Raw genomic sequence first — 21,255 nt, forward strand, 5'->3', positions numbered from 1 at the left:
GAGGAGAACCGTGAGCGGCAAGGGCGCACCCGAACTGACCGTGAAGAACTGTGGCGACCTGCGGGTGGCCGTCATCGCCGCGCAGTGGCACGAGCAGGTGATGGACGGCCTGGTGGACGGTGCGCTGCGGGCACTGTCCGAGCTGGGCATCAGCGAGCCCACCCTGCTGCGGGTGCCCGGCGCCTTCGAGCTGCCGGTCGTCGCCAAGGTCCTGGCCGGCCGCGGCTATGACGCGGTGGTCGCCCTCGGCGTGGTCATCAAGGGCGGCACCCCGCACTTCGACTACGTCTGCCAGGGCGTCACCCAGGGCCTGACCCAGGTCTCGGTGGACACCGGCGTACCCGTCGGCTTCGGTGTGCTGACCTGCGACACCGAGCAGCAGGCGCTGGACCGCGCGGGCCTGGAGGGATCCGCCGAGGACAAGGGCCACGAAGCGGTCACCGCCGCGGTCGCCACCGCCGCGACGCTGCGCACGGTGTCCGAGCCCTGGCGCTAACAAGGACGGGCCGACCGCGTAGGGTAGTCACCATCATGTCCAAGAAGACGTTCGAGGAGCTCTTCGCCGAGCTCCAGCAGAAGGCCGCCACCGGCGACCCCGCGACCTCCCGTACCGCCGAGCTCGTGCAGGCCGGTGTCCATACGATCGGCAAGAAGGTCGTCGAGGAGGCCGCCGAAGTCTGGATGGCCGCCGAGTACGAATCCCATGAGGCGGCCGCCGAGGAGATCTCCCAGCTCCTCTACCACCTCCAGGTCATGATGGTCGCCAAGGGCATCTCCCTCGACGACGTCTACGCCCACCTCTGAACCACCCCGGCACACCCAACACCCTTCAGCTGCAAAGGAACTCTCTCTCATGCTGCGCATCGCTGTCCCCAACAAGGGTTCACTGTCCGAGCCTGCGTCGGCGATGCTCCATGAGGCCGGCTACCGCCAGCGCAAGGACCGCAGGGAACTGGTCCTGGTCGACGCCGAGAACGAGGTCGAGTTCTTCTTCCTGCGCCCGCGCGACATCGCGGTCTACGTCGGATCCGGCAAGCTCGACATCGGCATCACCGGCCGTGACCTGCTGCTGGACTCCGGAGCCGACGCCGAGGAGATCCTCCAGCTGGGCTTCGCCGGCTCGACCTTCCGCTACGCCACCCGTCCGGGCACGGCCAAGGACGTCAGCGAGTTCGGCGGCATGACGATCGCCACCTCCTTCGCCGGCCTGGTCACCCAGCACCTCGCCGACAACGGCGTGGACGCCTCCGTCGTCCACCTCGACGGCGCCGTCGAGACCGCCATCCAGCTCGGGGTCGCCCAGATCATCGCGGACGTAGTGGAGACCGGCACCACCCTGCGCAACGCCGGCCTGGAGATCATCGGCGAGCCGATCCTCAAGTCCGAGGCCGTCGTCATCCGCGGCACCGGCGCGCCGGACGACGACCCGAAGGTCCGCCAGTTCCTCCGCCGCATGCAGGGCGTCCTGGTGGCCCGCCGGTACGTGATGATGGATTACGACATCCGCGTCGAGCACGTCGAGAAGGCCGTCGCCCTCACGCCCGGCCTGGAGTCGCCCACCGTCTCCCCGCTGCACCACGAGGGCTGGGTCGCGGTCCGCTCGATGGTCCCCTCCAAGGACGCCCAGCGCATCATGGACGAGCTCTACGACCTCGGCGCCCGCGCCATCCTGACCACCGGCATCCACGCCTGCCGGCTGTGACCCGCGCGATCTGACCACCCGTACGCCCCGCCCCCCGACGGAAGACCGACCACGTGTCCGCGGCACCCCAGCCCTCCCTGCCCAGCCTCCCGGTGACCTTCCGGCCGACCCGCACCCGGGTCGTGCTGTACACCGTCGGCATCGCCCAGCTCGCCGCCCTCACGGCCGTCGCGCTGGCGCTGCCGAAGCTGAGCGGCGGCGAGCGCTTCAGCTTCGTGGCGACCGGACTGCTGGTGGGGGCCGTCCTCCTGCTGCTCGCCCGCCCCAAGGTGGTCGTGCGGCAGGAGGGCGTCACGGTGGTCAACCTCACCACCAAGCGCGAGCTGGCCTGGGCCCAGGTCGTCCGCGTCAACCTCCGGGCCGGCGACCCCTGGGTCCACCTCGACCTCTCCGACGGCACCAGCCTGCCCGCCATGGGAATCCAGCCCGGCATCGCCCGGGACCAGGCCATCCGGGACGCCCGCGCGCTGCGCGACCTCACCGAGAAGCATGGTGCGCTGGACCACACGGGCGGTTGAGCCTGCCCTAATCCGGGCCCTGCTGTTTACTCTGTTCCCCGGGGCGCACCCCTGCGCCCTGCCCCTCAGTGGGCCCACCGCGACCCGAGGAGTGACTCCCTCCGGCAATGGACGGATCGTCCTGTAGTACCTGCGCCGCCCCTCCCCAACCCCCGCATACCACGGAGGCGGCGGCATGACCGGCCCCCTGCTGCTGCTCGCGGCGGCCCTCGTCCTGATCCTGGCCAACGGATTCTTCGTCGCCGCCGAGTTCGGCCTCGTCACCGTCGAGAAGGCGGACGCCGAACGGGCCGCGGCCGACGGCGACCCCCGCGCCGACACCGTCGTCTCCGCACTGCGCGAACTCTCCTTCCAGCTGTCCGGCACCCAACTCGGCATCACGATCACCTCCTTGGTGGTCGGCATGCTCGCCGAGCCGGCGCTGGCCCATCTGCTGTCCGGCCCGCTGGCCGCGCTCGGCCTGCCCAAGGGCGCGGTCCCCGGCGTCGCCGTCGTCATCGGGATGCTGCTGGCCTCCGCCGTCCAGATGGTCGTCGGCGAGCTGGTGCCCAAGAACTGGGCGGTCTCCAGGCCGCTGCAGGTCGCCCGCTTCGTGGCCGGCCCCCAGCAGGCCTTCTCCCGCTTCTTCCGGCCGGTGATCACGCTGCTGAACACCGTCGCCAACCGCCTGGTGAGCTCCCTGGGCGTGGAGCCGACCGACGAGCTGGCCTCCGCCCGTACCCCCGGCGAACTGGTCTCGCTCGCCCGGCACTCCGCCCGCGCCGGCGCCATCGAGCAGGACACCGCGGACCTGTTCGTCCGCACCCTGTCGCTGGGCGACCTGACCGCGGAGAACGTCATGACCCCGCGCGTACGGGTCAGCGCCCTGCAGGCGACCGCGACCGCCGAGGACGTGGTCAACCTCACCCGCGCCACCGGCCTGTCCCGCTTCCCCGTCTACCACACCCGCCTCGACGAGGTCGTCGGCATGGTGCACCTCAAGGACGCGCTGGCCGTCCCGGCGCACGACCGGCTGCGCACGCCGGCGGGCCGGATCGCGATGCCGCCGCTGCTGGTGCCCGAGACGCTGCCGGTGCAGCCGCTGCTGGAGCGGCTGCGCAGCGAACAGCCGATAGCGGTGGTCGTCGACGAGTACGGCGGCACGGCCGGTGTGGTCACGCTGGAGGACATCATCGAGGAGCTGGTCGGCGAGGTCCGCGACGAGCACGACGGAGTGGACCTGCCCGAACTGGGGCAGGCCCCGCCCGAGGAGGGCCGCCCCGCCTGGGACGCCGACGGCGGCTGCCGGGTGGACACCCTGCGGCGGATCGGCCTGGAGGCCCCGGAAGGCCCGTACGAGACGGTGGCAGGACTGGTGGCACACATACTCGGCCGGATCCCGGCCCCCGGCGACACCGCGGAGCTCGACGGCTGGCGGCTGCGGGTGCGGCTGGTGTCGCACCACCGCGCCGAGCGGATAAGGCTGGTACGGACCGCGGCCGCCGCGCCCGCCCCCCGTGAGCCCGCCGCGGCCGGTGCGGAGGTGGCCCGATGACCCTGGCCCAGCTGCTCTTCGCGGTGCTGCTCGTGCTCGCCAACGGCTTCTTCGTCGGCGCCGAGTTCGCCCTGGTCTCGGTACGCCGCTCGCAGATCGAACCGCTGGCCACACAAGGCTCCACCCGCGCCCGGCAGGTGCTGCACGGGCTGGAGAACCTCCCGCAGATGATGGCCGCCGCCCAGTTCGGCATCACCGTCTGCTCGCTGACCCTCGGCGCGGTCGCCGAACCGACCGTCGCCCACCTCCTGGAGCCGCTCTTCGAGGCGGTCCGCCTCCCCGCCGCGCTGGTCCACCCGCTCGGCTATGTCATAGCCCTCGCGCTGGTGGTCTTCCTTCACCTCGTCATCGGCGAGATGGTCCCCAAGAACCTGGCCATGGCGGCGCCCGAGAAGACCGCCCTGTGGTTCAGCCCGGGACTGGTCGCCTTCGCCCGGCTGTGCCGCCCGGTGACGGCCCTCCTCGGCGCCTGTGCCCGCGGCGTACTGCGGCTCTTCCGCGTCGAGCCCAAGGACGAGGTCGAGGCGGTCTTCACCAGCGAGCAGCTGACCCACCTCGTCGAGGACTCCGGCCAGGCGGGCCTGCTCGAACCGGCCGAACAGGAGCGCCTCTCCGACGCCCTGGAGCTGGGCAGCCGCCCCGTCACGGACGTTCTCCTCGACCGGGCCGGCCTGATCACCGTCGATCCGGCGGTGACGCCCCGCCAGGTGGAGGAGCTGACCGTACGCACCGGCTACTCCCGCTTCCCGGTCTGCGCGCCCGGCGGCGCGTACATGGGCTATCTGCACGTCAAGGACGTCCTCGACCTGGAGGAACGCGACCGCGCGGTGCCGCAGCGCATCTGGCATCCGATGGCCACGCTGCGGGCCGAGCTGCCGCTGGACGACGCCCTGACGGCGATGCGCCGCGCCGCCTCCCATCTGGCCGCGGTCGCCGACGCGAGCGGCCGCGTCCTCGGTCTGGTGGCCCTGGAGGACGTGCTGGAGATGCTGGTCGGCGAGGTCCGCGACCCGTCGCACCGCCGGGCCCCGGCGGCCCGCGGGGCAGCGGAGCGCATCACCGAGCCCCGCGAGGAGGCCACGCTGCCGGCGGAGGACCGGGCGCTGGCCGGCTGAGCCGAAGGGGTGCCCTGGCGGCGGCGGTGCGGACCGCCGCCGCGACGGCGCTCACCGGCCCGGCGTATCCGGCCCCCGCCCCGACAGCACCTCCCCGTACGCCTGCATCAGGTCCGGCAGCCGCAGGGTCGCGAGGTCGTCCCGGGTGGGCGTCCCCCGCCAGGTGGACAGCCGCAGATCGCGATAGGCACAGCTCTTCTCGTAGAGGGTGCGCAGAAAGCGGCCGTTGCCCAGCTCGTCGATCCAGCCCTGGTCGACGACGTGGCCGCTGATGCTGCACAGCTCCTCGCGGGCCTCCTCGTCCCAGCGGTCGCCGTTCTCGGCGGCCAGCACCTCGCCGATGGCGGTCAGCTCCAGCGGCCGGTAGCTGGGGAAGTCGACGCGGCTGGTGAAACGGGAGGACAGCCCCGGGTTGGCGGCCAGCAGCCGGTCCATGCCCTCCGGATAGCCCGCCAGGATCACCACGAGCCGGTCGCGGTTGTCCTCGGCCCGCTTGAGCAGCACCTGCAGCGCCTCGTCGCCGTACGCATCGCCCTTGCTGTAACCGGAGTTGGACAGGCTGTACGCCTCGTCGACGAACAGCACCCCGCCCAGCGCCGAGTCGATCAGTTCGTTCGCCTTGACGGCGGTCTGGCCGAGGAACTCGCCAACCAGGTCCGCCCGTTGGGCCTCCACGAGATGGTCGCCGCCGAGCAGCCCCAGCGCGTAGAAGACCCGCCCGAGTATCCGGGCCACGGTCGTCTTGCCGGTGCCGGACGGCCCGGAGAAGACGAAGTGCCGCTTCGGCGGCTGCACCGGCAGCCCCTGACTCGCGCGCAGCTGCGCCATCCGCAACTGGGCCGACAGCGCCCGCACCTGCCGTTTGACCGGCTCCATGCCGACCATCCGCTCCAGCTCCGCCAGCGCCTTCTCCAGCAGCACGGGATCGGCGGGGCCGGCGGGCAGCCGCTCGGCGCCGCGCGGGCCGGGTGCCGCCGCCTTGACCCGGGCGGCCACGTCGTTCCCGGCCGGCGCGCCGCCGCCGACCGGCGCGCCGCCCAGCTCCTCCGCCTCGCCGGTCGCCAGCAGCTCACGGCCGTCGACCGGATCGAGCGGCGCCAGCGGGTCCAGATCGCCGCCGGCCTCCTGGCCGAGCCCGGAAGCGGAGACCGTGGCGAGGCCCGCGCCCTCGTCCAGGCCGTCCACCTCGGCGATCGCGGCCAGCCGCGCCGCGGTGTCCATGAACGCCGGGTCGACGCGGTGCACGGCCCGGTAGAGGGGGAGTGCCGCGGCGCTGCGGCCGGTGCCCTCATGGGCGCGGGCGAGCCAGTAGCGCAGCTCCTTGCGCTGCGGCTGCTCGCTGCGGCAGCGCATCAGCGCGGCGGACAGCAGCGGTTCGGCCTGCCCGTACATCTCCAGACGCACCCGCGCCATCCCGCCGAAGAGCCCGGCCTCGATGCCCAGCACCGGATCGCCCAGCAGCGGCTCGGTATGCCGTACGAGCTGGTCCCAGTCCTTGACCAGATAGGCCCGGCAGGCGTGCAGGAAGCGCACCTGGGGATCGGTGTCCACCGGCGGGCACCCGGCCAGCGCCTGGTCCAGCTCGGCGACATGGCGGCCGTCGAGCCAGTGGGAGGCGTGCGCGAGCAGCAGATCGCGCGAGGTCTCCAGCACCGGCTGAACCCACCAGCCGAGCCAGTACCAGGAGTTGAGGGTGCGTCGGTGACGGGTGCGCATCTCGCCGAACCGGTCCCTGTGCCGATGCATCCTCAGCAGCGCGATGGAGGTGTCGGCGCGCAGTGCGTGCAGACCGAGCCAGGCGTCGGCCATCGACGGATCGAGCCGCACCGCGGCCCGGAACTCCTCCTCCGCCTGCGGGTATGCGCCCACGGTGTAGGCGTCGACCGCGCGCAGCCAGGCGAGCTCGGCCGGGGCGGGCGAACCCTGAGTTCCGAAATCCATCGTCCCCCCACAAAACGTCCCCCGTGTGTGCCGCCGGGCCAGTGCCGGCCGAGGGCCGTTCCGAACCGGCGTACGACAGGCGGGAGTTGACCGTCCTCACGTACTTCGGTCCCGTGGCCTGCGGTGGCACGGACTCGCATCGTACCTGCGGGATCGGTGCAGTCCGTAGAGGGCGGTACGGGGCAAGAGCGGACGACTTGGCGCGACCCGACGGCGTGAAGAATACGGTGACCCAGGGTGAGGGTGAGGAGGCGTCAGGTCGCGGAGAAAGGTGCTTCAACGCAGAACGAAGCCCCCGATCACGGGGGAACAACCGGGGGCTTCGCATCTGCGGGCGGTCCGTAGAACCGCACATTGAGAACGTAAGTCCTGTACGCCCCCCAGGTCAAGCCGAGTTGGGGCAGTCGGCAAGACCCAGTCGGCGTGTACCGGCGCTCAAGCGAGGTCTGCTACGGAGCGTGAACTGCGGGGCTGATCATGGCGTCGCGGAAGGCCCCACGCGTACCTCGTATCCCATCTGCCCCTGGTGCACCAGGAAATCGGCGTAGGGGCGCGAAGGGTCCGCCGCGAAGTGCGCGCGCTCCGCCGGAATCCAGCCACTCCAGAACGCGGCAAGGTCCGGTCCGTCCCGGAGTTGCCCCCTTTGCCATGAGTGCTCGCTTGCCAGTTCCATCCACAGCAGGCAGGCGAGATGCGGCCGCAGCGCCCGCCGGCCCGCGCCGACCCCCTCGATCAGCACGACCGGCGCGGGCGCCAGCGCACGCTCCTCGGTGAACTCCCCGCGCACCCAGTCGTAGACCCCGTAGCGCGCGGTCTCGCCCCGGGACAGCGGCTCCAGCACCTGTGCGCCGAACCTCTCGTTCCAGGCGAACAGCTCCTCATGGGTGGCCAGGTCGTCGGTGTGCACCACCGGGGCGCCGCCCAGTGCCCGTGCCAGCCGCCCGGCGAAGGTGCTCTTGCCCGACCCCGCGTGCCCGTCCACCGCGATCAGCCGCACCGGCCCGCAGGAGGGCGGCAGTGCGCGCAGGCTGGCGACGAGCGGAGCCAGATCACGATCCATCGAGCCAGCGTACGCTCCGGTTTCCACGGCCGTCGGCCCGCAGTGGTCCATACCAATATTCCTGCTGCGACGCGCACCGCAGCCGCTTCCGAAGCCCGCCCGGAACGGCAATAGTTGACCCACTGCCGATCTGCCCGTGCCCGCCCGCCGCCCCGGCCCGACCCCTCGCACCCGATCGCACGCATCCGACTGGGGGACTCCACCATGACCAGCTCCGCGCCCCGGCGCACCGTCCTGGCCGCCGCGCTCGCCGCCGCGGCGGGCGTCGCCACCCCTTTGGCGCAGGCCGCCGACGAACCCCGCAAGGCCGCCGCGGACAAGGCGGCCCCGCCCGCCACCACCCCGGACGCCGCCGTGCGCCGACCGAAGAGCCCCGTGGACTACCACTCCTGGACCACCACCGCAGACTGGAACAGCGGAGCCGGCAAGGGCACCCGTGTCGCGCACGGCGCCCGCCCCGGCGTCCTCATCGCCCGCCCGGCCGGCACCGCCGACTACAAGGACCCGCACACCGGCAGGACCGCCGCCTGGGAGTACGCCACCTGGACCTCCCCGGTGCACACCCCCGCCGTCCCCGCCACCGAGCTCGTCGCCTCCTGGAACGCGCACACCCCGCCCGGCACCTGGATCACCGTCGAGCTCCGCGGCACCTACAGCGACTCCGGCCGCACCCCCTGGTACGTCCTGGGCCGCTGGACCGCCGGCGACACCGACGCCGACATCCGCCGCACCTCCGTCGACGACCAGAAGGACGGCAGAAGCAGCGTCTCCACCGACACCTTCGCCATCGACGCCCCCGCCAGCGGCCTCCGCCTGACCTCCTACGAACTCCGCCTCACCCTCCACCGCAAGCCCGGCACCACCCTGACCCCCACCGTCTGGCGCCTGGGCGCCATGTCCTCCGCCCTCCCCGACCGCTTCGAGGTCCCGGCCTCCAAGCCCGCCCAGGTGGGCCGCGAACTGTCCGTGCCCCGCTACTCCCAGGAGATCCACAAGGGCCAGTACCCGGAGTACGACAACGGCGGCGAGGCCTGGTGCAGCCCCACCTCGTCCCAGATGATCATCGAGTACTGGGGCCGCAAGCCCACCCAGCAGCAGCTGTCCTGGGTCAATCCCGCCTACGCCGACCCCCAGGTCTGCCACGCGGCCCGCTACACCTTCGACTACCAGTACGACGGCTGCGGCAACTGGCCCTTCAACGCCGCCTACGCCGCCACGTACCGGGACCTCCAGTCCGTAGTCACCCGCCTGACCTCCCTCACCGACGTCGAACGCCTCATCCACGTCGGCATCCCGGTCATCACCTCCCAGTCCTTCCTCAAGACCGAACTAGACGGCGCCGGCTACGGCACCGCCGGCCACCTGATGACCGTCATCGGCTTCACCAAGACCGGCGACGTCATCGCCAACGACCCCAACTCACCCAGCAACGATGCCGTCCGGCGCGTCTACCGCCGACGGCAGTTCGAAAACGTGTGGCTCCGGACCAAGCGCAAGAACGCCGAGGGCAAGGTGGTCGGCGCCACGGGAGGGGTCTGCTACCTCTACTTCCCGGCCAAGCCGTCACCGACGCAGCGGCGGGTGCTGGAGGAGCTGGGGGTGCGCTGAGCATGCGCGCCCCGAAGGTGGCCTCGACGACCTGACGGCAGCGCTTGCTGCCGTCGAGGGTGAGGTGGCCGTGCCGGTCCACCGTGATCTTGAACGAGCTGTGGCCCATCCGTCGCGGTACCCGGTGGATGGGCACACCGTTGCTCAGGATTACGGTGGCCCATTTGTGCCGGAGGTCGTGGGGGTTGTAGTCGGGGAGCCCGAGGTGATTGAGGGCGCGATCCCAGGACTTATGGAAAAGGCCGGGGTAGATCATGCCTCCGGCCTGAATGCGAATGGGCAGCGTTTCGGCAATCGGCTCCAGGGTGGCGGGCGCCGGTATACCGTGCCATTCGCCCTCTTTTCGATGCTTCAAGGGTACGTAGAGGGCAGCGTACTTAACCTGAGGAATTCTTGATACGCGAAACCTGCCGCCGGCAACGCAACATGCCGTCGACGATTTCCTCTGGAAAGACTCCAAGCGACTCGCCGATACGCAATCCGCAGCACGCCATGAGCCACACAGCAGGCTCCAGACGTGGACCAATCTCTTTGGCCAAGGCTGAAATCGCATCGAAGCCGGGAAGCGTCCTCTCATCCACTTGCATGATGGGGTTGGCAGGCTTCTCGGCCTGCGTGATCGGATTCTCGCGGATCCTCTGGTGGCGAACCGCGTGAGAGAACATCCCCGACAGAGCAATGCGGCGGGAATCTATCGTGTTGGGCATCGCGCCCTGCCGGCGCCAGAGCGCGTACAGCTCCTCCACGTCGGCCGCAGTGACCTGGGAGATGGTCTTCTTCCCCAGCTGCGGGAGGACGTGAAGACGCATGATGCGCTCGTAGGCCTCCTCCGTGCCGGGCGCCATGGGCGTCAGAGCGAGCCAGTCGGCCGCATAGCGCCGCACCGACAGCTTGCCGGCAGAAGGATCGACGTAGCTGTTCGCCCGCTTGTCGTTCTCCATCTTGGTGGCGAAATCCACCGTGTCCTTCTTGCGGTCGAACGACTTCTCACGCTGCCGAGCGCTACGCCCAGGCGTCTGAACGGCCGATCCAAAGGGTTGAGGCCCCAGGCCGACCCGGCGCTTGCCTCCCCGCACCGCCCCCACACCTCTGCCTGGGCGGAGAGCACGCTCGGCACACGCCCCCAACGTGTGGGCGCCGTGGACCACCTCCGCCTGCGCGGAGGCCACTTAATCCCGAGCGTCTGCACGTCGGCCATGAACGGATCACCTCCGCCTGCGCGGAGACCACGGCGCGTTGAACAGGTAGTAGCCGTAAACCAGCGGATCACCTCCGCCTGCGCGGAGACCACAGAGGGCAGCCACCCACCATTTCCGTTTCGCCCGGATCACCTCCGCCTGCGCGGAGACCACGTGCTGATCGGGGTGGGCGGTGTCGCTGCTGCCGGATCACCTCCGCCTGCGCGGAGACCACCTTTCAGTGGTTGGGGAGTTGGCGTGCGAGGGCGGATCACCTCCGCCTGCGCGGAGACCACGCGGGGTCGCCGATGCGCTGGATGGTGACGGCCGGATCACCTCCGCCTGCGCGGAGACCACCAGGAGGACTTTCACGCCGTGCCCCTCGTCTCCGGATCACCTCCGCCTGCGCGGAGACCACGCCCAGAATCTCGATGCCGTAGCGGTCGGCAACGGATCACCTCCGCCTGCGCGGAGACCACCGTCTGGCTGTTACGGTCGGTGCGAACCATGGCGGATCACCTCCGCCTGCGCGGAGACCACGGAGGGTGGTCAGGCGGCGTGGCGGGGCGCTGCGGATCACCTCCGCCTGCGCGGAGACCACCTCCGCGAGCGCCGCGAGGACGCAACCGCCGCCGGATCACCTCCGCCTGCGCGGAGACCACGTGATCGACATGACCTCAGGGGTGATCTCCGACGGATCACCTCCGCCTGCGCGGAGACCACCCTTCGCGACCTGCGACGCTACAACGGCTTTGCGATTTCTTGGTCTACTCCGTGGGTGCCTTCGTTGTTCCGGAAAGCGACGAGTGTGAGTCCGTCGAAGTCGCGCAGGTGGCGGTGTCGTTGGCCGGCGGTCCGTAGTGCGAAGCCTTGTTCGTTGTTGGCGGGATAGGTGAGGACTGCGATGCCATCGCCGACGCAGGCGCTGACCGCGTTCCAAAGTTCGTCTCTCACTTTTGCGGAGACTGTGCCGACGTAGAGTTCCGGGGTTACTTCCAAGAGCCAGCGTGTCAGGGCTCCTCGCAAGTGGTCGGGGACTGCCGTCATGGTGAGGGTGATCATCGATGGCATGTGGTGCCTCGTTGTACTGGGGTTAGCTGCCGTCGGCCGCGTAGTTGACGCCGCCCGGAATGACTCCGGAGATCGGGTCCCAAAGGTCTACCAGTTCTTCTTCCGGGTCGGGTTGTTCGCGTGTTTCGTCGGGGGCGAAGAGGAGTTGGATGTCGGAGACGATGCGGGGCATGAGGCGGAACAGGCGCAGGCCGTTGCGGAAGCTTCGGCGGGCTGCTTGTTCGGGTTGGGGAGTGTTGTGCAGGGTGAAGGCGAGGGGAATGGTCAGTTCGGCCTTGTAGAGGTCGGCGATGTCGTAGACGAAGGCTTGCTGATTGCCGCTGTGGACGAATCCGAGGGCAGGGGAGCAGCCCATGGACACGATGGCTGCGTGAACGATTCCGTACAGGCACGTGTTGGCGGAGGACAGGGCGAGGTTGACGGGGTCTTGTTCGTCCCATTTCGATGGGTCGTAGGTGCGCTTGAAGCGGCCGATTTTGTGTTGCTGGGCGAGGAGTTTGTAAAGGGCTTTGACGCGTTGGCCTTCCAGGCCGCGGAGGCTGGCTAAGGAGGTGCCAGGTGGGACGGTGCCGGGGCCGAAGCGGTGCTCGTACATGCGGGTGGCGACGGCGACGCGTTCGTGGTCGTTGGCCCAGGCGCGGGCTTGGAGTTCCAGCCAGCGGGTGCTGAGGGAGTCGGGGATGGTGGCGCTGTAGGTGCGGACGCCGCCGGCGCCGGTTGCGATGACGGTGGTGCCGTGGCGTACCAGGGTTGCCAGGGCGCGTGTGGTGATGCTGGTGCCGGGGCCGAGGAGCACGCAGCTGAGGGCTGCCGTGGGCAGATAGACCAGTTCGGCGCCTCGTTTTTCTGTGGTGACAACGGCGCAGACACCGGTGTCGTCTTGCTGGACGCGCACGATGTCGAGGTAGAGGAAGGAGAGGGAGTCGGCGGTGCGGGGGAGCATGGCGACGGTGGGTGCGGCGAGCTTGCGCCGTGCGGCCGGCTGTTCGGTCATGTGGAACGCCCGATGGCAGGTGCAAGGGTGAGGAGGCCGCAGCCGTATGCCTTGCCTCGTCCGATGCCTTCGAGGATGCGGCGGCGCAGCAGGTCGGGGTCTTTGATGCGTGCGGTGCCGTCGAACCTGGTGCGGGCGTGGATGATGGGGGGCTTGTTGTGGGTGTGGGTGCCGTGGGCGGTGTCGAGTGGGGTGGAGCGTGCGAGGTCCAGGTGCAGGCCGCTGTTCTCCTCTGCCTGGCGTTGCCACCATTGATCGGCGTCGGCTCCGGTCAGTGGTATGGCTGCTGGTGCTCCGGTGGCGGCGCGGGTGGTGTGGCCGGGTTTGCGTACTGCGTTGGCTGTAATGCGGTAGCGGACGGTGAGGCCGGGGCGCAATGCGTGCAGGAGGGGGCTGAGGTCTTTGGTGGCGGCCCGGCCGTAGTTGGTGGGCAGCTGGTCCAGGTCGGGCTGGACCTGACTTTGCAGGAGGATGACGGGGGAGGCGTCGTTGTCCTCGGTGCGGAAGAGGACGCCCAGCTGCCGGCGAGCCTGGGGGCCTACGCCGTCGGGGAAGAGCTTCATGAGGCGGCGGTGCATGCTGACGGCGTTGGCGAGGTCATGTCGTGCCTCGCGGGCGCTGAGACTGGGCAGGATGCGGGTGAGCCACAGGGTGGTCATCGCGCGGCTCCTTTGCGGCGGACGTTGTCGGTGTAGATGGTGAGGGCGTTGAGGTAGGCGGTTCCCATGCCTGCGTACTGGCTGTTCGGCAGGGTGAGGGTGCGCTGGTAGACGTCGCGTGCGCGGAAGGTGCGGCCTGCGGGTGTTCGGTCTTGCGGGTCGTCGTTGATTTCGCTGACGGGTGCGATGCCGTCCAGTGCGTCGGCGTCCTGTCCGCCGGCTGTGTGAGGTGCGGGCAGTTGGTTGAGGGGGGCGTCGGACTGGAAGCCGATGCGGACGGGTCGCGTGCTGGGGAGCCGGGGCAGGGGCAGGTGCACTAGGTGGTGCAGGGGGTGGGTCCACAGGCCGATGAGTAACGGGCCTTCCGGGGGACAGGAGCGGCGCCCGAGGTAGGGCGGCCAGTGCGGGCGGAGTAGCGCCTGGTGGCACGCTTCCAGAACGTGCTGGTCGCCGGTGAGGCATGCGGTGAAGGCTGCATCGGCCAGGTAGGAGCGGTGGGTGAGGAGCGTGCTTTGCGACGGAGGCCGCTTCTTTCCCTCTGCGGTGGTGACCGTCAGTTTGGACGGCAGGCCGCCGCCGACCGTGTGCAGATCACGCAGCAATACGCCGGGTCGGTCAGCGCGTGTGGTGAGCGACAGCTGTGCCAGGTCATCCACCTGGTCGTAGCGTGTGCGGCCCAGGCACGCGGCGAGCAGGCCGATGACACCAGAGCGGGTCGGATGGGGTGCGGTGTCGCGTTCGTTGTAATGGCTGCGCGTTCCCCACGACTGCAGTGGCCCGGCAAGGTGCAGCAAGAGCCCTGGCGCGGCAGCGTCCGGGGCATTCACGAGGTTGCCTCGCCCAGTGCGGCGGTGACGGCCTCGGTGATGAGCTGGTCGAAGGAGTCCGCACGGGCGCCCAGCCCGGACAGATCCTTGTCTTCCACGCTCGCCCATCCGGCGTGCAGCACGCCGCGGGGGCCCAGCAGACGCCCGGCTGCCTGGGCATAGTGAGAGAGCGCCTGCCGCGACGGCTGGGCGAATCCACCAGTGCGATCGGCGTCCACCGGCTTCTCGAATGCCGCCGCATACGACAGTGGCCGGTCGGTGCGGACACTGATCTGCACCAGGTCGGGGATGGTGTGCGGGGCGGTCGACGTCTTCTTCGCTTCGGGCAGCGACAGCGTGAACGCCTCGGCGAACGCGGCGGTCAGCGTCCGGGCAGCGTTCACGTCCCCGCCGATGTTGCGCAGGAGGTCGGCCAGGTCCAGCGTGGCGTAGCGGTAGAACACCCCGGCGCTGAATTCATTGCTGCCCAGGTGGGCGCTGCCGGCCGTATCGCGCCAGGCGTCCGTGATGTCATCGACCGCGGCGAAGTAGTCGATCTCCACGTCGGTGCCGTGCGTGGTGAGGGCGTGGGCAACCTGTACGGCGCCGTCGACGCCTGCGTCGTCGATCTCGGCGAGCATGCGGCCGAAGAGGTTGATGACCCCGTTGCGGCTGCGCAGGATCGCATCGATGTCGGCTTGTGGCAGTACGCTCTTGACGCCCTTCTTCATGTCCTTGGCGTTCTCGATCAACTCACGGTGTGTATCGGCGAGTTGCGCAAGTTCGGCGATGGCGGTATCGGGGATGTAGACCATGGCGTTGGTGCTCCAGGCCGGTTCGTCCTGTGAGGGAGGGTCGGCCTTGATGCTGCTGCCCGCGGCGATGTGCTGGCCGGCGCGCCGGGCCAGGTCCTTGGGCCAGCCGTGTTCGGTGCCCAGCAGGCGCTCGACGCTTTCGCCGAACCGGCGGGTGCGCAGTGCCTGCTCGCCCATGGTGCGCTGGAAGTAGCGGCGGACGGCACGTTTCCAGCACTGGCTGCTGACGCGGGTACGTTCGCACTTGCCGTACTGAACCGTCTTCACCGAATTCGTATCGTCCCGGTTGAGGTTGGCGTAAGGGACGCTCTGCAGGATGTGGATATCGACGAAGCGCCCCGGGACATCGGGCAGGGCAGTGGCGGTAGTCATGAGCGATCTCCTTGGAGAGAGGGGTGGATAGCCAGGGAGGGGGAGGTCATGCGCTCGGGTTTTCGTCGCTGGTGTCGGGGGATTCCTGGGGGGCGTCGTCGGCTCGGCGGGCTGCATCGAGCGTGGCTGCGTTGCGGGCGCGGTGATAGTCCTGCAGCCATCGGCGTGCGACGCGACGATGCTGCTGCGGCCAGTTCCGCAGATCGACCAACAGTCGTGCCCAGTCCGGTGGGGCGCCCCGGTCGCACAGCTGCCGTGCCGTGGCCGGCAGGTGCCGATGCACACCGGAAGTGCTCTGCTTACTCAGTAGGTTCAGACGTGTCTCGGCGGCGCTTTCACGGATGCCGTTGCGTGCTCCGGCGGCGACGGCCCGGGCGTAGGTCGAACCGAGGCTTTCGCCGTAGCGATTACGCCGCTGCTCTGCGCCCTCGGAGCTGCTGAGGGCCTCCTGCCGGAGATGCGCGTCATCTGCTGGCTGTACGGGGCTGTCTGTATGTGTGGCCGCGGCTGCGTCAGAGGGTTTCTGTTCAGGCTGGGCATCGTCGGACACGTCGTCTTGCTGATCGTCAAGCTCGATTGCCGACCCTGTGGTGCGGGGTCGGTGGTAGGCAGCGATCAGGGAAGCCACCGTGTAGTAAGGCCGTTGGCCGTCTTCATCGTTCAGTACGGCCGCAGGCAGGCGGGGAGCAACGATGCGATGCATCCTTGGGACGTTGTCCAGATCCTTGCCCACGCCGCTGCGCAAGGCGGCACGCGCTCCACCGTCTTTGCTGATTGCGGTAATGATCTCGCTGACGAACGCGCGGGCTTGGATCAGCCACGGCGACGGGCCGTTGTGAGAAGTGACGGACGCAGACGGTCCGGGGGAACTGGTGGTCATCGGAGTTCTCCAGCAGGCAGGGGTGGTCATGCACCAGGCGTCTTCTTCGGGCGGCCTCCATAGAGCTCGATGCGCGCGTACTCACATGCCCGTGCGCCTCGTGCCGTGCCGGCTGCAGCCTGGGTGACCTGGTCATAGATGCGTTCAGCGGTGGACCGGAATGCCTTAGCAGCACCGTCGAAGTGACGCTGTTGCAGTCTTTGCCAGAACTCCGACTCCGCGGCCGGCCAGTAGTGCGCGGCCGCAGTGGCCGACCACGCGCAGTCCTCCGCCTTGGAGGCGTTGCTGAACAGCGCCCACGCCTGTTTGACAGCACGGTCCAAACGTCGGCCGGCACGCTCACCGGCGAGCCGCAGGTCTCCCACCAGCCGCGCCTGGACTGCGTCGCGTTCCTCCATCAGCTGCACGACAGGTGGAGTGATCGCGGAGACAATCTGCCTGTCCTTGGCCTGGCCCTCCTGGTCGATGCCCAGCGCCTGCACCCGCAGGCCCTCCTCGTCCTCGAAGACATCGATCGCCGTGGGAAAGACCGGTGGCCGGCGGGTCTCCACGCCGGGCGGATCGTGGAGCAGCAAAGCGTCCAGGTCACGCCACAGACCACGTCGGCAGTCGGCGTAGCGGGCGTAACGATTGCCCGCCTGGCTCGTCTGCCAGATCACGTAGTCGTCATCGCGCGGAATACGCTCGCGATAGGCCCAGGTGATGTATGCGTTCACGGTCTGAGCACCCTGCGCGCCGGGGACCAGAAGCAGCGCGTGCTGGTTGTGCCCCACCAGCTTCGACATCGGGCCGGTGACGACCCCCTTGAGCGTCAACGGGTCGGTCGGAGTGTCGCGTTCCCAGGGACAGGGATCGTCGGCGCGGACGTACTGGCGTGCCCGGTCGGGTTCCGGCAAACCGGCCAACAACGTCTCGAACAGAGTCCGACCCAGCGGGTGGTAGGACAATGCGCTGCGCAACGGCCCCGCGGTGGAGTTGGCTTCCTTCGCGCCACGCACGGTGCGCGCTGCGCAGCGCCCGGAAGGGCCGTAGTAGCGCCAGACGATCAGGTTCTGCAGCGCCTGGGCGGAGGAAACGGGGTGCGGTCGCGCATCGACACTGTGCTCGAACCAGGCGTGGTTGGAGCCCGAGGGCCTAGTGGTGATGAGCTTGTTGAGACCCGCAGGCTTGTCGCACTCCTTCGTCAGCCGCGGGTCCTGCAGGAAGGGATGAGTCGGATCGTAGAGTCGGAACCGGTCCGGGTACGCGCCGAAGTAACGGTCGATGCCGACTGGGTCGAAGCGCCCCGACTCCAGGAGGCGGTCGCGCTCTGCGTGCCAGTTGCGGGAAACGTCGAGTTCGGTGATGCGGGCGGTCAGGGCGTAGAGGATCCGATACAGCCCCGATAGCGCCGGCGCCAGGGGTATGGCCAGAGCCGCGATCTCGTGCGCCCGTAAGAACAGCTCCCTCAAGCCGACCGCGTCCGGCGGCCGACCGCTACCTCGCGCCGTGTGTGCCCACCGCACCGGAAATACCGGCTCGGTGAGCAGATCATGGAGTTCAGCAGACATGTCACCTCTACGACGATGGATTTCAGTAGGCTCGTCAACCTCCCCGCGCGAGTGGGGGTGACCCGCGTGATGGAGGCGTGTCAACGCCCGGAAACGGTGTCGTACGTACCGGCGCAGGCGGGAGTGGCGCTCTTCAGGCACGCCGCGGTGTACCCGAAGAGCTGTTGTTACGGTAGGAAGCGTGACGGTGGTTGTGTCTTACGAACTCTCAACTCCGACTGTGCTGACCGAAATTGATCGATCTCCGACCCTGCATGACCATGCGTCATCGCTTGTTGGCCGGCGCATCCGTAGGACGCTCAGCTCGCGCAGCGCCGCGCGCTTCGCCCACGACTCAGGGACCTGCTGATCCGGACCCCGCTCCCGCAGCCACCCACCTGGCAGCGGGACCGACTGCTGCACTACTGCGCGAACGTCTTCCAGTGACAGCCGTCGGTTGCTCTGCCACCCCGGCACCGGGACATCTCCCTGGGCATCCAGCGTCACCGATCCGCCGGGCTGCACATAGACGCACACTGCCCGCGCCGAGTCTGCACCCAGCCGAGTCGTGACCAGCGCCTCATCGATCACATCGCCGTCCCGGCTCAACTCGGCAAGGTCAATCATCCCGTTCGGGGGATTCACCAACGTCATCTGCGCCAGCGACTCCTCCGCAAGCACAGCCCCCCATCGCTCCGCGTCCTCCCGCTTGAGCCGGTCACGCATCGTGGCATCGCCCAGGCGGTCCGCGAAGTCTTCCGCGTAGACCTCGTCGACCAGCTCTTGCACATCACCGGGTACGGCGATCCCACGGTCGGCGTACCTCTGCAGAAGCTCGCTGGTGCGCGTCAGTAGCGCTTGGGCGTAGACCGATCCCCATGACCGTGGCGCCATGCCCCTCACCTCGTCGGTCATGGGATCCAGCACGGTGAGACGAGGGCGGTCGCCCACCCAATCAGGTCTACCGCCGTCCTCCAGCCCCAACCCGCTGCGGTCATGCCGCATACAGCGCCCCACCCGCTGCAACAGCTGGGCCAGCGGCGCCAGATCGCTGATCACGACATCAAAATCCAAGTCGAGGGACTGCTCAACCACCTGCGTCGCCACCAGCACCGACACCCGCGGCCGTCGCCGCCCCCCGACCCCCGGTTTCCCGAAGGCCCGCTCACAGGCCCGCGTAATCTCCGCCCGTCGCGCGCCCGGGTACCTCGAATGCAGCAACAGCAACCCGTCCTCCGCATCCGCCAGCGAAGGGAAAACCTCACTCAGCATGCGGAACGTCTGCTGCGCCTCGGCCACCGTCGTACAGCACACCAACGCACAGCCACCCTGCTCCACCAGTGGCCGCAACTGCTCCACCACAGCCGCATCACGCCCGAGCACACCACCACTGGACGGGCCCCACCGCACCGGGACCGACGTCACCTGGACACGACGTGACCGACTCCCCTCCACCGCACATGGCGGCGAAACATCTCCCGTCCGCCCGCTGACGTACACCCAGCCCGGATACACCGGCACCACGCCAGACGGCTCAAGATGCCCACCACCACGCCGATAGGCATCCACCAGCGACGAAGCCGTACGACCCGACAGCGTCGCAGACAACAGCACCACCGGCGCACCACAGGCACCCAGCCACTCCAGCAGACGCACCAGGAGACTGTGCATCCACGGCCCGTACGCATGGGCCTCGTCCACCACCAGGACCTTGTTCGAGAGGCCCAGCAATCGCAGTACGTTGTACCGAACCGGCAGCACACCGGTCAGCGCCTGATCGATCGTCCCTGCTGCCAAGGGTGCCAACAGCCCCCTCTTAGCGCCCCTCAACCACTCGCCAGCCGCGATCTGAGCCTGAGGATCACTCACCGTCGCTTCCGAACCACCCTGAGACCCGTTGCCGAGCGGCAACGCGTACGCCTCACTCAGCCACGCCATGCTGTGCAGCAACGTAAGCGCCCGATCACCCTCAACGTTCTGCATCGCGAAGTCCGCTACACGGCGATATATGGCATCAGCCGTAGCCATGGTCGGCAGGGCGAAGAACACCCCCGAAGAGCCCGCAGCACGGGCCATCACCGAGGCGGCATGCAAGGCCGTTTCGGTCTTCCCATCACCTGTCGGGGCGGTCACCAACAGCAGACCCGGACCGTCCGCCAGGGCCGGCAACCTCTCAGCCACCGAAGCCTGCAGCTGATTCGGCGCAAACGGAAACTGCTCCCCGAACGGCCGCTCCGGAAAGCCCGCCACACCCAGCCCAGCTTCCGCCACCAGCGGCATAGCCCCTGAGACGGCCTTCGTCCAATGCGCCTGCAGAGCTTCATCGGTTGCATGCCACCCGGCCCCTGGCAGCCGAGCCGCAATCGCCTCCTCCTGACTGGCCAGCCAGTCCGCAACCACCACTAACCCCAGCACGACCACGGCCGCTTGCGCAGGAAGGGGAGCCGGCGGCACATCATCCGGGCCACAGCCCGTCAGCCGTCGCACCGCCGCGGCGTGAGAGCCCCGCTGGCCCCGCCAACCGGGACCTCCCAGCTCACGAGCGTAGGTACCGGGGTTACGGAGTTCTTGCCCTCTCAGTGGACGGTGCACCCGCCCGTGATGGCCGCCGAGCAACTGCGCCACCTGATGGTGAACTGATTGCCGGAGCCTCTTCGACGCCGGGTAGCCCCAACTATCGAAGATCTCCGTAAGTGCCCATTGTGTTGCGATGTCATGCGGAAAGGGCTGGCCCTCGATGCCCGGCTCGTGCCCGTAAGAAGCGTCACCACTCAACGAGGCGTAACGCTGCGGAACCTGTGCCTGAAACGGAGGGATGATCTTTCCGACGTCGTGCAGTCCGGCCCACAGGCAGACCAGCCGCCGGCACCGGTCTTCGGGCATCTGCATCGCCTCAGCCAGGCGCTCGCGGGCCGCCGCAGTCAGCGTCCGATCCCACAATTCCCCAGCCGTTGCCGCCGTATCCAATAAGTGGCAAATCACTGGATATGGCCGGAGTAGTCCCCTTTCTTTTCCCCACAGCCGTGCATCGACTGCTCCACTCGCCATCTTGCTCCCATCGCCCGCGAACCCGCGAAGAAGAAGTGCCTCAAGGGATAGCACCCAGTACTGACAGTGTCCGTCCTTCCAGTCGCTTGAACGTCAATAACTCCCTTGCGTGCTGGGGCATCCGGGGCCGCAGGCGGACTACTCGACGGCCGGCTCTGGTGCGTGGTACGCCGCTTTGCTCGGGTCGGCGATCGTCGGCGTGCCCTGAACGGGGCATCGCGGTAAGTTGCACTAGGTGAACAGCCGCCGCTTCTTGATTAAAGGAAATGCAAAGTCGATGTGGCGTCGCAGGTCGTGAAGGGTGCTCTCTGCGCAGGCGGAGGTGATCCGCAGGCCGCCAGGTAGCCATCCACTGCTAGTCGGTGCTCTCTGCGCAGGCGGAGGTGATCCGGCTCGTAGCTGATGAGGATCGGCTTGGTGCGCGT

Annotated in this window: 18 protein-coding genes, 1 pseudogene and 2 CRISPR repeat arrays (1 of these 21 cut by a window edge); of the genes and pseudogenes, 7 read left to right on the top strand and 12 right to left on the bottom strand. The window is 68.9% G+C overall.

Going from position 1 to position 21,255, the window contains the following annotated elements; genetic code table 11:
• Positions 1-10: 10 nt before the first annotated feature.
• From ribH to ACWD6P_RS06285, 6 genes are all read left to right on the top strand, one after another.
• Complete coding sequence (gene ribH, locus ACWD6P_RS06260) at positions 11-496, top strand: 6,7-dimethyl-8-ribityllumazine synthase (RefSeq protein WP_451442862.1); 486 nt, start codon at positions 11-13, stop codon at positions 494-496.
• 35 nt (positions 497-531) lie between these two features.
• Positions 532-804, top strand: coding sequence for a phosphoribosyl-ATP diphosphatase (locus ACWD6P_RS06265; protein ID WP_030412067.1), 273 nt, complete (start codon positions 532-534; stop codon positions 802-804).
• Positions 805-853: 49 nt separating this feature from the next.
• Positions 854-1,702, top strand: a complete 849-nt coding sequence (gene hisG, locus ACWD6P_RS06270; RefSeq protein WP_384485028.1) for an ATP phosphoribosyltransferase — start codon at positions 854-856, stop codon at positions 1,700-1,702.
• Positions 1,703-1,755: 53 nt separating this feature from the next.
• Entirely contained in the window at positions 1,756-2,220 is a 465-nt protein-coding gene (locus ACWD6P_RS06275; protein ID WP_451442863.1) for a PH domain-containing protein, read from the top strand.
• A 175-nt stretch (positions 2,221-2,395) separates the two neighbouring features.
• On the top strand, positions 2,396-3,754 hold the full coding sequence (locus ACWD6P_RS06280; RefSeq protein WP_451442864.1) for a hemolysin family protein: 1,359 nt from the start codon (positions 2,396-2,398) through the stop codon (positions 3,752-3,754).
• A complete protein-coding gene (locus ACWD6P_RS06285; protein WP_451442865.1) occupies positions 3,751-4,869 on the top strand; it encodes a hemolysin family protein in 1,119 nt (372 codons plus the stop codon). The genes ACWD6P_RS06280 and ACWD6P_RS06285 overlap by 4 nt, the downstream gene beginning before the upstream one ends.
• 51 nt (positions 4,870-4,920) lie before the next feature.
• On the opposite strand, the gene ACWD6P_RS06290 is transcribed toward ACWD6P_RS06285, so the two are convergent.
• Complete coding sequence (locus ACWD6P_RS06290; protein ID WP_451442866.1) at positions 4,921-6,810, bottom strand: AAA family ATPase; 1,890 nt, start codon at positions 6,808-6,810, stop codon at positions 4,921-4,923.
• 475 nt (positions 6,811-7,285) lie between these two features.
• Complete coding sequence (locus ACWD6P_RS06295; protein WP_451442867.1) at positions 7,286-7,870, bottom strand: uridine kinase family protein; 585 nt, start codon at positions 7,868-7,870, stop codon at positions 7,286-7,288.
• Positions 7,871-8,074: 204 nt separating this feature from the next.
• On the opposite strand from ACWD6P_RS06295, the gene ACWD6P_RS06300 reads away from it, so the two are divergent.
• Entirely contained in the window at positions 8,075-9,478 is a 1,404-nt protein-coding gene (locus ACWD6P_RS06300; RefSeq protein WP_451442868.1) for a peptidase C39 family protein, read from the top strand.
• Between the two features lie 88 nt (positions 9,479-9,566).
• On the opposite strand, the pseudogene ACWD6P_RS06305 reads toward ACWD6P_RS06300, so the two are convergent.
• The 10 genes and pseudogenes from ACWD6P_RS06305 to cas3 all read right to left on the bottom strand — a co-directional run.
• Positions 9,567-9,734: pseudogene (locus ACWD6P_RS06305) on the bottom strand (tyrosine-type recombinase/integrase); the annotation flags it as partial.
• Positions 9,735-9,855: 121 nt separating this feature from the next.
• Positions 9,856-10,437, bottom strand: coding sequence for a tyrosine-type recombinase/integrase (locus ACWD6P_RS06310; RefSeq protein ID WP_451442869.1), 582 nt, complete (start codon positions 10,435-10,437; stop codon positions 9,856-9,858).
• A gap of 181 nt (positions 10,438-10,618) precedes the next feature.
• Positions 10,619-11,379: direct repeats of the CRISPR family, unit length 29 nt; unit sequence CGGATCACCTCCGCCTGCGCGGAGACCAC.
• An 18-nt stretch (positions 11,380-11,397) separates the two neighbouring features.
• Positions 11,398-11,727 (bottom strand): type I-E CRISPR-associated endoribonuclease Cas2e, encoded by a 330-nt coding sequence (gene cas2e / locus ACWD6P_RS06315; protein ID WP_451442870.1) that lies wholly within the window; start codon positions 11,725-11,727, stop codon positions 11,398-11,400.
• Between the two features lie 22 nt (positions 11,728-11,749).
• Complete coding sequence (gene cas1e, locus ACWD6P_RS06320; protein ID WP_451442871.1) at positions 11,750-12,721, bottom strand: type I-E CRISPR-associated endonuclease Cas1e; 972 nt, start codon at positions 12,719-12,721, stop codon at positions 11,750-11,752.
• Positions 12,718-13,380 carry a type I-E CRISPR-associated protein Cas6/Cse3/CasE gene (gene cas6e, locus ACWD6P_RS06325; RefSeq protein WP_451442872.1) on the bottom strand — a complete coding sequence of 221 codons (663 nt, stop codon included), beginning with the start codon at positions 13,378-13,380 and terminating at the stop codon, positions 12,718-12,720. The genes cas1e and cas6e overlap by 4 nt, the downstream gene beginning before the upstream one ends.
• On the bottom strand, positions 13,377-14,207 hold the full coding sequence (gene cas5e, locus ACWD6P_RS06330) for a type I-E CRISPR-associated protein Cas5/CasD (protein ID WP_451442873.1): 831 nt from the start codon (positions 14,205-14,207) through the stop codon (positions 13,377-13,379). The genes cas6e and cas5e overlap by 4 nt, the downstream gene beginning before the upstream one ends.
• Positions 14,204-15,373, bottom strand: coding sequence for a type I-E CRISPR-associated protein Cas7/Cse4/CasC (cas7e, locus tag ACWD6P_RS06335; RefSeq protein ID WP_451442874.1), 1,170 nt, complete (start codon positions 15,371-15,373; stop codon positions 14,204-14,206). The genes cas5e and cas7e overlap by 4 nt, the downstream gene beginning before the upstream one ends.
• 46 nt (positions 15,374-15,419) lie before the next feature.
• On the bottom strand, positions 15,420-16,253 hold the full coding sequence (casB, locus tag ACWD6P_RS06340) for a type I-E CRISPR-associated protein Cse2/CasB (RefSeq protein WP_451442875.1): 834 nt from the start codon (positions 16,251-16,253) through the stop codon (positions 15,420-15,422).
• A gap of 26 nt (positions 16,254-16,279) precedes the next feature.
• On the bottom strand, positions 16,280-17,803 hold the full coding sequence (casA, locus tag ACWD6P_RS06345; protein WP_451442876.1) for a type I-E CRISPR-associated protein Cse1/CasA: 1,524 nt from the start codon (positions 17,801-17,803) through the stop codon (positions 16,280-16,282).
• 198 nt (positions 17,804-18,001) lie between these two features.
• The gene (gene cas3 / locus ACWD6P_RS06350) at positions 18,002-20,830 is read right to left on the bottom strand and encodes a CRISPR-associated helicase Cas3' (protein ID WP_451442877.1); all 2,829 of its coding nucleotides are present in this window, start codon (positions 20,828-20,830) and stop codon (positions 18,002-18,004) included.
• A gap of 301 nt (positions 20,831-21,131) precedes the next feature.
• A CRISPR array of direct repeats spans positions 21,132-21,255; the repeat unit is 29 nt; unit sequence GTGCTCTCTGCGCAGGCGGAGGTGATCCG (it continues 881 nt past the right edge of the window).

The sequence above is a fragment of the Streptomyces sp. NPDC002446 genome (assembly GCF_053595675.1).

Coding starts and splice junctions, on each gene's coding strand:
- ACWD6P_RS06265 (WP_030412067.1), top strand. CDS start 532: ATGTCCAAGAAGACGTTCGAGGAGCTCTTCGCCGAGCTCCAGCAGAAG.
- hisG (WP_384485028.1), top strand. CDS start 854: ATGCTGCGCATCGCTGTCCCCAACAAGGGTTCACTGTCCGAGCCTGCG.
- ACWD6P_RS06280 (WP_451442864.1), top strand. CDS start 2,396: ATGACCGGCCCCCTGCTGCTGCTCGCGGCGGCCCTCGTCCTGATCCTG.
- ACWD6P_RS06285 (WP_451442865.1), top strand. CDS start 3,751: ATGACCCTGGCCCAGCTGCTCTTCGCGGTGCTGCTCGTGCTCGCCAAC.
- ACWD6P_RS06290 (WP_451442866.1), bottom strand. CDS start 6,810: ATGGATTTCGGAACTCAGGGTTCGCCCGCCCCGGCCGAGCTCGCCTGG.
- ACWD6P_RS06295 (WP_451442867.1), bottom strand. CDS start 7,870: ATGGATCGTGATCTGGCTCCGCTCGTCGCCAGCCTGCGCGCACTGCCG.
- ACWD6P_RS06300 (WP_451442868.1), top strand. CDS start 8,075: ATGACCAGCTCCGCGCCCCGGCGCACCGTCCTGGCCGCCGCGCTCGCC.
- cas2e (WP_451442870.1), bottom strand. CDS start 11,727: ATGCCATCGATGATCACCCTCACCATGACGGCAGTCCCCGACCACTTG.
- cas1e (WP_451442871.1), bottom strand. CDS start 12,721: ATGACCGAACAGCCGGCCGCACGGCGCAAGCTCGCCGCACCCACCGTC.
- cas6e (WP_451442872.1), bottom strand. CDS start 13,380: ATGACCACCCTGTGGCTCACCCGCATCCTGCCCAGTCTCAGCGCCCGC.
- cas7e (WP_451442874.1), bottom strand. CDS start 15,373: ATGACTACCGCCACTGCCCTGCCCGATGTCCCGGGGCGCTTCGTCGAT.
- casB (WP_451442875.1), bottom strand. CDS start 16,253: ATGACCACCAGTTCCCCCGGACCGTCTGCGTCCGTCACTTCTCACAAC.
- casA (WP_451442876.1), bottom strand. CDS start 17,803: ATGTCTGCTGAACTCCATGATCTGCTCACCGAGCCGGTATTTCCGGTG.
- cas3 (WP_451442877.1), bottom strand. CDS start 20,830: ATGGCGAGTGGAGCAGTCGATGCACGGCTGTGGGGAAAAGAAAGGGGA.